This window comes from Roseovarius lutimaris (assembly GCF_900115165.1).
GTDB lineage: Bacteria > Pseudomonadota > Alphaproteobacteria > Rhodobacterales > Rhodobacteraceae > Roseovarius > Roseovarius lutimaris.
In genome coordinates, this window is sequence record NZ_FOVP01000006.1 from 1 (window position 1) to 12719 (window position 12719).

A 12719-nucleotide genomic window follows, 5' to 3' on the forward strand; every position below is an offset into this window, starting at 1 on the left:
GGCACCGAACGGTGCGCACCAAAGGCGCGCTGTCACAAAAAACCGCAAAGCTGATGGTTTTCACCCTCATTCAGGCCGCATCAAAGAAATGGCTGCGGCTCAAGGGCAGAAACCAGTTGCCAAAAGTCATCGAAGGAAGCAAATTCAACGACGGTGTCGAAGTGACCGACGACACCGAAAACCGCGCCGCCTGATGATGCGCATCACCCATATTCAAGCATAGCTCAAGCGCGGACATAGCAGGCATCGCTGTGTGGCAGGTCAAAGGCAAAGAAGTACGCCTTCTGTTCAATCCCACCGATGACAACCAACGCTTCGCCAAAATCCGCCTGGCCATGGCCGGGTGGGTGGGATAGCGGGACAAACATCTCCTTGCTGCCGCGCTTCTTGGCACGCACATAGTCTTTTACAATCGTGTATCCGCCATCATACCAGCATTCATCGCGCAACCGTTCAAATATCCGCTTGGCTGTATGCCGCTGCTTGCGCGGGCGGGTATTATCCTCGGCCAGCCACTGATCTATCTGGCCGGTGTAAGGATCTAGCTTCGGTCGCCTGATCGGTGCGGTCCTGCGATATCCGGGCGGCTCGGAATAGGCCAACATCTTCGCGACACTGTCCCGGCTGACCCCAAAATCCCGAGCAATCTGACGCCCACTCAAACCTTCTTCAAAGTGAGCGTGACGGACCTTCAAATACAAATCCACGGTGAATATCCCCAAGCCCTCCCAAAAATCGAAAGGGCAAAAGTGGCCGACTTTTACGCCGCCCGCGACAACACAATGCCGCCGCTACCGTGGCCGAGTATTGCTCCGCCGTTCACAGACGCAATGATCGGGCTTGTTGTCGGCCAGGTCTATCGCCTCGTCCAGGAGCGGTTTGTAAGCAATCACCCGCCCCGGCTCAATGCCGCAGGACGCTGAAATCACCACCTTGGGCGCGGCATCGTCGATCCGTGTCGCGAGCTCCTGCCAGAAACCAACCGGGTCGTTTTGCCAGGCGGCGTAAGTTTCAGCGTATCGAGGCATCTTGTATAACCTCAGCAGGTATAATTGAGGCCCAGACGGCCCCCGTCGACATAGATGGTTTCGCCGGTGATGTAGCTGGCCTTTTTCGAGCACAGGAACGCCACCACGTCGCCGATCTCACGCGCCTCGCCGGCGCGTCCCAATGGGGTGCGCGACATGGCGGCCTTGAACGCCTCGGGATTGGCATTGACGCCCGCCATCATCTCGGTGTCGATGGAACCGGGGCCGACCGCGTTGACGCGGATGTTGTTCTTGGCCAGCGCCAGTGCCGCCACCTTGGTCAGCTGCATCACGCCACCCTTGGAGGCGCAATAGGCCGGGATCGCGGGGATCGCGACCTGCGCATTGATCGAGGACATGTTGACAATCGCGCCGGCGATCTTGTGCTCGACCATGACCCGGGCCGCCAGTTGCGTGGCCACGAACACACCGCGCAGGTTGATGTCGATCACCCGCTCAAAGCTTTCCAGCTCATAGGTGAGAAAATCGCCGGGCATGGCGACGCCCGCGTTGTTGATCAGCGCATGCAGAGGGCCGTGATCGGCCGCGATCTGCGCGAACATCGCCTCGATCTGGGCGATATCGCCCATGTCGCAGGCAATCGCGGCTTTGGCACCGAGCGCCTTGCCGGCGGCGGTAACACCTTCGTCGTTGATGTCGGACAGAATCACATCATAGCCATCTTCAGACAGCGCCTCGGCGCAGGCATATCCGATGCCCTGGGCCGCGCCGGTGACAAGTGCGAGTGGTTTTTGTGTCATGGTGTTATTCCTCAAATCCGTAATCCTGTTTCGCTTGTTCGGGCGTGATCAGCCCGGCACGTATGTCATTTTCGAGCTGGGCGCGGTCACGGTCGCCAGGCGCGCCATAACCGCCCCCACCGGGCAAGCTCAGTTTCAGTCGCTGGCCGTTCTTGACCAGTTGGCGGCCCTTGCTGCGCAGCTTGGTCCCGTCGGCCAGTTCCACACGACCGGCTGCACCCGAAGCGCCTCCGTCGCGGCCTCGTGCGGGGTTTTCGACCCGGTCGAACATGGCGTTGAAGTAGAAATCATAGCCGTCGCGCGGTTCGATCTCGATGGTCTGGCCCAGACCGCCGCGCAAGGCGCCGGCCCCGCCCGAGCCGCTCCGCAGGTCCTTGCGCCAGACGGTGATCGGGCCGACGTGCTCGGTGGCTTCGACGCTCATGGTAGAGACGCCCGAGGGGAACGCCGTCGCCGACAAACCGTCGAATTCAGGCCGCGCGCCGGTGCCGCCCGAGTTGAACATCAGCACCTCGCGGTTCGGCAAGCCGCTGTCGGGGTCGCAGGCGCGGGCGGAAATCTGGATGTTCCACAGCGCACTTGCGCCCTCCGCCGGAACGGTATTCGGCAGCGCCTGATGCAGAGCACCCAGCACGACATCCGGCACGAGGTGCCCCAGAACGTGGCGCACCGAGACCGGCGCAGGGCGTTTGGCCGCGAGAATACAGCCCTCGGGCGCAGTGATCTCGAACGGTTCCAGCGAGCCGGTATTGTTCGGCACCTGAGGCGCCACCGCGCATTTCAGACCGTAGCAGGCGTAGGCGCGGGTGTAGACCTCGGGGCAGTTGACACCAAACCGGCTCATGCCCGAGGTGCCATCGAAATCTGCCTTGATCTTGTCACCAGCCACATCGAGCCTGACCATCATCGTGACCGGATCGTCATAGCCATCGACTTGCATGGTGTGGCGGAAGGTGCCGTCGGGAACCTTTGCGATGGCTTCATGGGTCGCCTTGCGGCTGGTCTCGATGATGAAATCCGCCAGGCCGTCAAGGTCGGTAATCCCGAACTCGCCCATCATGACCTGCAAGCGCCGGTCGCCGGCCGCGTTGCAGGCGGCCAGCGAATACATGTCGCCGACCACCTGATCGGGCTCGCGCACATTGGCGCGCACAAGACGGATCAGGTCGCGGGCAACTTCACCGCGCTCGGCGAACTTCATGATCGGGATCAGCAGGCCTTCTTCAAAGACCTCGTTCGCGTCAGGACCAAAGCCGCGCCCGCCGATATCGACCACATGCGCCGTGCAGGCGAAGAAGCCGATGTGCCGGTCGTCGCGAAAGGCGGGCGAGACGACGGTAATGTCGTGCAGGTGGCCCGTGCCCATCCATGGATCGTTGGTGATGAAAACATCGCCTTCAAAGATGTTCTGCGCACCGATTTCGCGCACGAAATGCGTCACACTTTCGGCCATTGCGTTCACATGGCCGGGCGTGCCAGTGACGGCCTGCGCCATCATCCGGCCCTTTCGGTCGAAGAGCCCGGCGGACAGGTCGCCCGCCTCACGCACCGAGGTGGAAAAAGCGGTGCGGATCAGCGTCGTTGCCTGTTCTTCCACAACCGCGATCAGGCGGTTCCACATGATCTGATAGTCAATTGCTGTCGGGGTCATTGGCTGTCTCCCTTGCGGATCAGGCGCAGGCTTCCGTCGCCCTGGCCGACGGCCCGGAAGCCGGAGGTGACGATGGTTGTGGTTTCATTTTCGACGATGATGGCGGGGCCGTCCACGGACTGGCCCGGCGTCATGGCGCTGCGCTCGACCTCTTGCGCATCGACCGATTTGCGCAGGGCGGCGTCAAAGAATTGACGGGTGCGGTTCGGTGTGACCGCCGCACCACTGGTATGGCGTGTGACCGGGGCGGTGTCGGGAAGAACCGACGCCACGACCAGTGACCAGTTGGTGATTTCGATGCCGAGGCCTTCGATCACCCGGCCAAACAGGGCGCGGTATGCAGCCTCGAAGGCGGCCAATAACCCGGTGCGGTCGTCGTCTGCGAACGTCTTGTAGGGCAGCACGACGGGGATTTCCCAGCCTTGCCCGGAATAGCGCATGAAAGCTGTCAGACGGGTTGTTGTTTCGGCGTCCCCGGCACCGGCGCTGACAAAGGCTGTTGCCTCCTCTTCAAGCTCGACCAGTGCGGCGTTCACCGACGCCGCGTCAAACCCATCGAGCCGCTGGAACAGACCTCGCGTCGCCTCGTAGCTGAACGGAGCTTTCAGAAAGCCGATAGCCGACCCAACCCCGGCACCCGGCGGGATGATCAACTCCTTGATGCCCAGCTTTTCGCACAGCCGACAGGCATGCAGAGGTGCGCCGCCACCAAAGCCGATCATGGTGAAATGCTCGATGTCGCGCCCATTCTCGACGGTGTGAACCCGCGCGGCATTGGCCATGTTTTCGTCGACCATCTCGGTGACGCCAAAGGCCGCATCGGAGGCGCTCATGTCGAGGTGCGAGGCCAGTTTTGCGGTGATGGCGGCTTCCGACGCTTCTGTCGACAGGGGAATGGCACCACCCGCGAAATTGTCGGGATCAAGCCGCCCCAGAAGCAGGTTGGCATCGGTCACGGTCGGCTCTTCGCCGCCTTTGCCATAGCACGCCGGGCCAGGCTCTGACCCGGCGGAGCGTGGGCCAACCTGAATGCGGCCCAACTGGTCAATCGAAGCGATCGAGCCACCACCCGCACCGATCTCGACCATTTCTACCACAGGGGTAGACACTGTCATGCCCGAACCCTTCTTGAACCGATAGGTGCGCGCCACCTCGAATGTGTTGGCAGTCTTGGGTTCGCCGTCCTCGATCAAACAGATCTTGGCCGTGGTGCCGCCCATGTCGAAGGACAGCACAGAGCCCAGCCTGTGCCCGCGCGCAAAGTCGGCAGCAAAAATCGCGCCGCCCGCCGGGCCGGATTCCAGCAGCCGGACGGGCTGTTCCGCCGCCACATCGACCGAGATCAGACCGCCGCCGGAATGCAGCATGAACACCGGCGCATCGACGCCCGACTCGCTCAGCCGATCCACCAGACGGCCAAGGTAGTCGGCCACCTGCGGCTGAACATAGGCGTTGGCGATCACCGTGTTGAAACGCGGCAGTTCGCGCATCTGCGGCGAAATCACCGACGAGATCGAGATTGACAGATCGGGTGCTGCGGCACGCAGCGCCTCGGCCATTTGTTTCTCGTGCGCGTCATTGGCATAGGAATGCATGAGACCGATGGCGACGGCCTCGAAATCACCAGCCAGCACGGTCTGCACCATCTGATCGACTTCCGCCTGATCCAGCGGCAGCAGCACTTCGCCGCTTGGGCCCATGCGCTCATTCAACGTAAAACGATGCTCGCGCGGCACCAGGGGCTTGGGCAGGGTCAGGTTCAGGTCATATTGTTCGAACCGGTTTTCCGACCGCATCTCGATGACATCGCGAAAGCCCTCGGTGGTGATGAACGCCAACCTGGCCCCGCGCCGCTCTATCAGCGCGTTGGTCACCAGCGTGGTGCCATGAATCACCTGGCCGATTTTCGAAAGCGGCAGCCCGGCCTTTTCTGCGGCAATTGCGATGCCGTCAAGGATGGCCTGCTCGGGCTGCGAATAATTGGTCAGGACCTTGCAGGTCGACAATCCGCCTGCGTGAGAAAGGGCTACATCAGTGAACGTGCCACCGATATCAACGCCGATGCGGTTCGTGGGAATGCTCATGGGTCAGATCGCCTTTAATATTTGTTTGGCGGTAAACGCGGATTGATAGAGCCGCGACATTATGGGAGCCGAGGGAACCGTTGCAAGATCGGTCATTGGCAACGGCAGATCAGCAGGGTCCGCGCCGGTCAAGAGCCCCGCCATCGCCTCGCCAAAGATGGTCCCGGTGGTGATACCACGGCCGTTGTAGCCAATCGGCGTGAAGAGGTTCGCCTCCAGCTGGTGGATGCGCGGCAGGTGATCGGGCGTCATCGCGATCTGGCCGGTCCAGGCTTCGTCGAACGCGACCGGGCCAAGCTTTGGAAAAAGCCGCGCGATCTGCTTTTTTGCCCAGCGGTGCGACAACCCGTTGTCCTTGGTGCCGACCACCTTGCCCATCGAGCCGATCAGCAAGCGGTCAAAGGCGTCGCGGCGGACGTTGAACATGATCTGTCCGGTATCCCAAAGCCCCTGCCTGCCTGGCAGGATGTAATCCGCCTCTGGCCCGAGCGGTTTCGTGGCCAACTGAAAGTAGTGAATCATCGTAAAGGTGCGGTTGAGGCCAGGCCAAAGCGCGTCGGTATAGGCGTTCGTTCCCAAGACCACGGCCTTGGCCGTCAGGGTGCCGTTGCCGGTTTCCACCTTCCATAAATTGCCGTCACGGTGCAGCTGTGTGGCCCGGACGCCTGTGCTGATCTTCGCCCCGGCGCCCAGTGCCGCGCGCGCCAGCCCCCGGCAATAGCCCATCGGGTTGATCGTGCCGCAGCGGTGATCAAGCAAGCCACCGTGGAAATGCCTGGTGCCGATCATCTCGGAGATTTCATCGCGGCCGAGCAGGTCCACCGGTTCGCCAAGACGCTGCCATTCCTTGTGGCGCCCCTGAAGATCGGCGTAACCGCTTGGCCCGTGGGCCGCGTGGATCGTACCGGTTCGCGTCACTTCACAGCGGATCTGGTGCTTTTCGATCAGCGAAAAGACATACTCCGGACCTTTGCCGAATTTCTTGATGAATCGTGGCCCATAGGTCGGGCCGAGCGACTCTCTCACTTTCTGCGGCGGTAACCAGAGGGCTGCGTTGACCAACCCGACATTGCGGCCCGATCCACCATAGCCAATCTGCTCTGCCTCGATGACATGCGCCGACAGACCCTTCTCTGCACAGTGCAATGCCGTCGAAAGGCCGGTGAACCCAGCCCCGACAATGGCAACGTCAACCTGCTCTTCCGTATTGAGCGGCGCGGTATAGTCGGTTTCCAGGGCCGAGGCGTCCCATAACGAAATGGCTTTGGATGCAGTCATCTGGGGTGTCTCCAGTACGAATAGCTGCGACAGCTTCACCTGAACGGTTGCACGACTCAGGGGCGTGTGGCAACATGCGAAATATGTGTTCCATATACCAACACATAAGATCCTATGAAACTGCTCAAAACTTCCGCTTCCAAAATGGTCGAGACCGCGCGTGCCCGTATCGAAGAGATCGAATTCTGGGTTGATCCCGACAGCCCCTGTTTCAAGGATATCTTCGCGCAGGAAGACAAGAAATTCGCCTTTCACTGTGCCTCGGGCTGGCGGTCGGCGATCACCATCGCCACGCTTCAGGACATGGGGTTTGACGCCGCGCACCTGAAAGAGGGCTTTTTCACATGGGAAAAGCACGGCGGCCCAATCGAATTTCCTGATAAAAACGCGTAAGCGGGTCAGCCGCGGCCCAGCTTCGCCGAGACGGAGCGGGCCGCGTGCGACACAAGCCCGCCATATCGGTCCACGCCCCCCTCGGGCAGGTTGATGTCGGGCAAGGAAATTCCAAGGGCGGCGACCGGTTCACCGCTTGGCAGGGTGATCGCTGCGCCGAAACTCAGAATGCGCTCGCGAAACTCGCCAGCGTCATAGGCATAGCCGCGCGCCAGCGTCGCCTTGAGATCGGTCTCAAGCGCTGCAAGGTCTGTAAGCGTCTTGTCGGTATGGCGGGTCAACGCGCCGCTTATCTTATCGCGCAACCTGTCAAAATCCGCGGCCAGAATGGCCTTGCCGGTCCCGACACAATGCAAAGGTGCGGTTCCGCCGATGGCATTCCAAGACCGGATCGGTTTCTGACTGTCGATCTTGTCGATGTAGACCACCGAAAGGTTTTCCCGCACCGCCAGATATATTACCTCGCCGGTCTCTTGCGAAAGGAACGTCAGTTCGGGCGCGGCGATGTCGCGCAGGTTCAGGTTTTCGACCGAGGCCAGCCCGACGCGCCACGTCTTCAGCGTCGCGGCATAGGTCTTGTCGGGCAGGTGTTGCACATAGCCCAGCGTCACCAATGTCTGCAAAAGCCGGAACGTGTTGGACTTGGTCAGGCCCAGCTCTTTTGACAACTCGGTCACACCCTTGCCCTGTAGCGATCCGGCAAGGTTTTCCAGGATGGTCAATCCCTTTGATAAGGTGGAATCGACCTTGGGTTCGCTCGGCGCATCTGAATCCATCTTGTACCCGTCCATTTTATCCCTTGGTATCAGCTATGGTTCAGCTTCGAAAGTCTGTGGTTCATGCGCCTTGACCGCTTCGAACTGGCCTTTCGGGATGGCCTGATAACAGGCGAAGAACAGGGCGAAACCAAAGATCACCCACCAGAACTTGTCGCCTTCCAGCCACGAGGGCAGGAACAGCAGCAGTACGACGGCGGCAGTGAACAGGGTGGTGACCAGAGGCAGCGAGCGAAACATATCAATGATGATGATCGCGAACCAACGCACAATCGGCATTTCCGACCGGCGCATAAAAAACTGCGCCGGTCGCATATGCGAAACCGGCGCAAGGGTCCCGCCCTCGGGAAAAGGTGGCGGGGGGCTTAGATATCGAGGGTGTTTTCGCGCTCCCAGTGAGAGAAATGCGAGACGAAGGCATTCCATTCCTGATGTTTGAGCTTCATGAAGGCGGCCGAAAACTCATCCCCGAGGGCGGATTTCAGTGCGCTGTCCTTATCGAAAAAGCGCAGGGCATCCAGCATGTTGAGGGGCAGGGGGGGCGCGTCCTTGACGGTATGGCCGTCCTTGTACATGTCGATATCAAGCCGCTTGCCGGGGTCGGCCTTGGTGTTGATACCCGAGAGGCCGGCGGCGATGATCACCGCCTGCATCAGGTAGGGGTTGGCGGCGCCATCGGGCAGGCGAAGCTCGAACCGCCCGGCGCCGGGCACGCGCACCATATGGGTGCGGTTGTTGCCGGTCCATGTCACGGTGTTGGGCGCCCATGTGGCCCCCGACATGGTGCGCGGGGCATTGATGCGCTTATAGCTGTTGACCGTCGGATTGGTGATCGCGGCAAGCGCCGAGGCGTGTTTCATGATCCCGCCAAGAAAATGCCAGCCGGTGTCGGACATGCCAAGATCATGGGTGCCATCGGTAAAGAGGTTGGTCTTGCCCGTCTTGTCCCAGATCGAGATATGCGCATGACAGCCGTTGCCGGTCAGACCCTCTATCGGTTTGGGCATGAAGGTGGCACGCAACCCGTGTTTTTCGGCGACGGATTTGACCATGAACTTGAAAAAGGAATGCTTGTCGGCGGTGGCCAGCACATCGTCGAATTCCCAGTTCATCTCGAACTGGCCGTTGGCGTCTTCATGGTCGCTCTGATAGGGGCCCCAGCCCAGATCGAGCATGTAATCGCTGATCTCGGCAATCACGTCATAGCGGCGCATGATCGCCTGTTGATCGTAACAGGGCTTTTCGGCGCTATCGAACCTGTCCGACACCTCGACCCCGGTGGGATCAAGCAGGAAAAACTCGGCCTCAATGCCGGTCTTGATGGTCAGCCCCTTCTCGGCGGCGGCCTCGATCTGGCGCAAAAGCACGTTGCGCGGCGCTTGCGACAGCTTGGCATCATTCATCACGCAATTGGCGGGCACCCAGGCGACCTCGGGCTTCCAGGGGAGCTGGATAACCGCCTCGGGGTCGGGTAGGCCAAGCATATCGGGATGTGCCGGGGTCAGGTCAAGCCATGTGGCAAACCCGGCAAATCCGGCGCCGTCCTTTTGCATGTCGGCAATGGCCTGGGCGGGAACCATCTTGGCACGCTGCGCCCCGAACAGATCGGTATAGGATATCATGAAATATTTCACACCGTTCTCGACGGCGAATTGCGCAAGATCTTTGGCCATGTATTTGCTGTTCCCTGTTGTCGTAAATTGATTGGCCCCCGGTCATTGATGCCGGGGGCCGGTGTGTTCAGAACCCGCCTTGGCCGGGGATCCATGTGGTGCCGGCAAGCGGGACGCGGGCCATTGCGGCGGCTTCCATTGTCAGTGCGCAGAGATCTTCGGGTTCAAGGTTGTGCAGGTTGTTGTGACCACAGGCGCGCGCGATGGTCTGGGCCTCAAGCGTGAGCACCGCCAGATAATTGCGCAGACGCCGCCCCGCCGCAACCGGATCAAGCCGCGCCGCAAGGGCCGGGTCCTGGGTGGTGATGCCGGCCGGGTCGCGGCCCTCGTGCCAGTCGTCATAAGCGCCAAAGGTGGTGCCAAGCGCGTTATATTCGGATTCCCATCGCGGATCGTTGTCGCCAAGCGCGACCATGGCGGCGGTGCCGATGGCAACCGCATCCGCGCCAAGCGCAAGCGCCTTGGCGACATCGGCCCCGGTGCGGATGCCCCCCGAGACCACAAGCTGTACCTCGCGGTGCAGGCCCATGTCCTGAAGCGCCTGAACGGCGGGGCGGATACAGGCCAGCGTTGGCAGGCCGACATGCTCGATGAACACATCCTGCGTCGCCGCCGTGCCGCCCTGCATGCCGTCAAGGACCACCACATCGGCGCCCGCCTTGACCGCCAGTGTGGTGTCATAATAAGGCCGCGTGCCGCCAATTTTCACATAGATCGGCTTTTCCCAGCCGGTGATTTCTCGCAGTTCCAGAATTTTGATCTCAAGATCATCGGGACCGGTCCAATCGGGGTGACGACAGGCGCTGCGTTGGTCGATGCCCTTGGGCAGGGTGCGCATTTCTGCAACCCGGTCGGTAATTTTCTGGCCCAGAAGCATGCCGCCGCCGCCGGGTTTGGCGCCCTGGCCGATCACCACCTCGATGGCATCGGCGCGGCGCAGGTCATCGGGGTTCATGCCATAGCGCGAGGGCAGCACCTGATAGACCAGCGTCTTGGAATGGCCGCGTTCCTCTTCGGTCATGCCGCCGTCGCCGGTGGTGGTCGAGGTGCCCGCAAGGGATGCGCCACGGCCAAGCGCCTCTTTGGCGTTGCCCGAGAGCGCGCCAAAGCTCATCCCGGCGATGGTGACGGGGATATCAAGCTCGATCGGCTTTTTGGCAAAGCGGGTGCCGAGGGTGACGTTGGTGCTGCATTTCTCGCGGTAACCTTCGAGGGGATAGCGGCTGATCGAGGCACCAAGAAACAAGAGGTCATCGAAATGCGGCACTTTGCGTTTGGCGCCGGCACCGCGGATATCATAGATGCCGGTGGCCGCCGCGCGGCGGATTTCCGAGTTGATTTCATTGGTAAAAGTGGCGGATTGGCGCGGCACGGTTTGCGGGATTTTCGGCGATTGATCAGTCATCTGAATGTGCCTCAGTAGGCCGACGCGTTGTCGACGTTGAAATTGTAGAGATTGCGGGCCGAGCCGTAGCGGCGAAACTCTGACGGATCGGCATCGCATTCGCCGCGCGCCAGAAGATCGCGCAGGATCTCGATATGTTCGGGGCGCATTTCCTTTTCGACGCAATCCGCGCCGAGGCTCTTGACCGAACCGCGCACAAAAAGCCGCGCTTCATAGAGGCTGTCGCCAAGCGCGTCGCCGGCATCGCCGCAGACCACAAGATTGCCCGATTGCGCCATGAAGGCCGACATATGACCGATATTGCCATGCACGATGATGTCGATGCCCTTCATCGAGATACCACAGCGCGAGGCGGCATTGCCCTTGATCACAAGGGTGCCACCCCGGCCCGTGGCCCCGGCATATTGGCTTGCGTCGCCGTCGATGATGACGCTGCCCGACATCATGTTTTCCGCAACCCCCGGCCCGGCATTGCCCTTGATGCGGATCGTGGCCAGCTTGTTCATGCCCGCGCAGTAATAGCCGGTCGAGCCGCGCACGGTGATATCAAGCGGCGCATCGACCCCCACGGCAAGCGCGTGGCTGCCTTTGGGGTTGATGATTTCCCAGGCGGTGGCGTTGGTGTGTTCCTTTTGGGCGTGCAGCGTGGAATTGAGCGCGCGCAGCCCGTCGGCCTCTAGATCGAATGTCTGCATGGGTTCAGTGCTTCCAGAAATAAACGGTTGAGGGTTCGGGTTCCCAGACGCGGGCGGTTTCGATGCCCGGCAGGTTGACCATCGCGCGATATTCCGACCCGAACGCGACATATTGATCGGTTTCGGCCATCACGGCGGGTTTGCAAGCAATCGGATCGCGCAGCACGCCAAAGCCGTCCTTGGTGCCGACAACGAAGGTGTAAAACCCGTCGAGATCGTCAAGCGAGGCCTCAAGTGCGTCGCCAAGATCCGCGCCTTCGGCCATTTTCCAGCTCAGGTAGGCGGCGGCGACTTCGCTGTCGTTTTCGGTCTCGAAGCTCATTCCTTCGCGGATCAGGCGGCGGCGCAGGCTATTGTGGTTGCTGAGCGAGCCGTTATGGACAAGGCATTGATCGGGCCCGGTGGAAAACGGATGCGCGCCCATCGTGGTGATCGCGGATTCGGTGGCCATGCGGGTATGGCCGATGCCATGGCTGCCGGACATCTTGGAGACCTCGAAGCGGGCGGCGACATCGGCGGGAAGGCCGACTTCTTTGAAAATCTCGATGCTTTCGCCTGCGCTCATGATGCGCAGGTCGGGGCGCAGGGATTTGACGGCGCTGCGCGCCCCGGCGGCCTTGTCTGTATCAAGCTCAAGCACGGCGTGGGTGTCCTTGGCCGTCATCTTGACCGGCGCGCCAAGGGCGGCGGCAAGATCGGCCTCAAGAGTTGCGAAATCCGCGTCGGGATTGGCCGATTGCACGGTCATCACCCATTTGCCGGCCTCTGCGCCGCCATAAATGGCAATGCCGGCACTATCGGGGCCGCGGTCGGTCATGGTGACCAGCATGTCAGTCAGAAGGGCGCCAAGCTGCGGTTCCAGCGCGCGGTCCTTCAGGAATAAGCCCACAATGCCACACATGAGTCGGTTCTCCTTGGTTCATGATCATGAAAGGTGTAGCACAAAAAAAAAGTTATTCAACTGTCAGGAAATAT

At 61.0% G+C, this 12719-nt stretch carries 12 protein-coding genes and 2 pseudogenes; 2 read left to right on the plus strand and 12 right to left on the minus strand.

Going from position 1 to position 12719, the window contains the following annotated elements:
* Positions 1–194 (plus strand): annotated as a pseudogene (locus BMZ91_RS06390) (IS256 family transposase); the annotation flags it as partial.
* A 33-nt stretch (positions 195–227) separates the two neighbouring features.
* Here the strand turns inward: BMZ91_RS06390 and BMZ91_RS06395 are convergent.
* The 6 genes and pseudogenes from BMZ91_RS06395 to BMZ91_RS06420 form a co-directional block, all read right to left on the minus strand.
* Positions 228–707 (minus strand): annotated as a pseudogene (locus BMZ91_RS06395) (IS21 family transposase); the annotation flags it as partial.
* 84 nt (positions 708–791) lie between these two features.
* Entirely contained in the window at positions 792–1028 is a 237-nt protein-coding gene (locus tag BMZ91_RS21405) for a hypothetical protein (RefSeq protein WP_092835946.1), read from the minus strand.
* 11 nt (positions 1029–1039) lie between these two features.
* On the minus strand, positions 1040–1789 hold the full coding sequence (locus BMZ91_RS06405; RefSeq protein ID WP_092835948.1) for an SDR family NAD(P)-dependent oxidoreductase: 750 nt from the start codon (positions 1787–1789) through the stop codon (positions 1040–1042).
* A 4-nt stretch (positions 1790–1793) separates the two neighbouring features.
* Complete coding sequence (locus BMZ91_RS06410) at positions 1794–3440, minus strand: hydantoinase B/oxoprolinase family protein (protein WP_092835950.1); 1647 nt, start codon at positions 3438–3440, stop codon at positions 1794–1796.
* Complete coding sequence (locus BMZ91_RS06415) at positions 3437–5524, minus strand: hydantoinase/oxoprolinase family protein (protein WP_092835952.1); 2088 nt, start codon at positions 5522–5524, stop codon at positions 3437–3439. Before BMZ91_RS06415 ends, BMZ91_RS06410 begins: the two co-directional genes overlap by 4 nt.
* A gap of 3 nt (positions 5525–5527) precedes the next feature.
* Positions 5528–6802, minus strand: a complete 1275-nt coding sequence (locus tag BMZ91_RS06420) for an NAD(P)/FAD-dependent oxidoreductase (RefSeq protein ID WP_092835954.1) — start codon at positions 6800–6802, stop codon at positions 5528–5530.
* A gap of 114 nt (positions 6803–6916) precedes the next feature.
* On the opposite strand from BMZ91_RS06420, the gene BMZ91_RS06425 reads away from it, so the two are divergent.
* Positions 6917–7195, plus strand: coding sequence for a rhodanese-like domain-containing protein (locus BMZ91_RS06425; protein ID WP_092835956.1), 279 nt, complete (start codon positions 6917–6919; stop codon positions 7193–7195).
* Positions 7196–7200: 5 nt separating this feature from the next.
* Here the strand turns inward: BMZ91_RS06425 and BMZ91_RS06430 are convergent, their stop codons facing one another.
* The 6 genes from BMZ91_RS06430 to BMZ91_RS06455 all read right to left on the minus strand — a co-directional run bounded on the left by BMZ91_RS06430 (position 7201) and on the right by BMZ91_RS06455 (position 12645).
* Positions 7201–7986: an IclR family transcriptional regulator gene (locus BMZ91_RS06430; RefSeq protein WP_218145646.1), complete on the minus strand. Its 786-nt coding sequence runs from the start codon at positions 7984–7986 to the stop codon at positions 7201–7203.
* 18 nt (positions 7987–8004) lie between these two features.
* On the minus strand, positions 8005–8286 hold the full coding sequence (locus BMZ91_RS06435) for a hypothetical protein (protein ID WP_092835958.1): 282 nt from the start codon (positions 8284–8286) through the stop codon (positions 8005–8007).
* Positions 8287–8336: 50 nt separating this feature from the next.
* Positions 8337–9644, minus strand: coding sequence for a type III glutamate--ammonia ligase (glnT, locus tag BMZ91_RS06440; RefSeq protein WP_092835961.1), 1308 nt, complete (start codon positions 9642–9644; stop codon positions 8337–8339).
* A gap of 67 nt (positions 9645–9711) precedes the next feature.
* A complete protein-coding gene (locus BMZ91_RS06445) occupies positions 9712–11049 on the minus strand; it encodes an FMN-binding glutamate synthase family protein (protein WP_092835963.1) in 1338 nt (445 codons plus the stop codon).
* An 11-nt stretch (positions 11050–11060) separates the two neighbouring features.
* The gene (locus BMZ91_RS06450) at positions 11061–11744 is read right to left on the minus strand and encodes a GltB/FmdC/FwdC-like GXGXG domain-containing protein (RefSeq protein WP_092835965.1); all 684 of its coding nucleotides are present in this window, start codon (positions 11742–11744) and stop codon (positions 11061–11063) included.
* A 4-nt stretch (positions 11745–11748) separates the two neighbouring features.
* Positions 11749–12645 (minus strand): class II glutamine amidotransferase, encoded by an 897-nt coding sequence (locus tag BMZ91_RS06455; RefSeq protein WP_092835967.1) that lies wholly within the window; start codon positions 12643–12645, stop codon positions 11749–11751.
* Positions 12646–12719 lie beyond the last annotated feature (74 nt).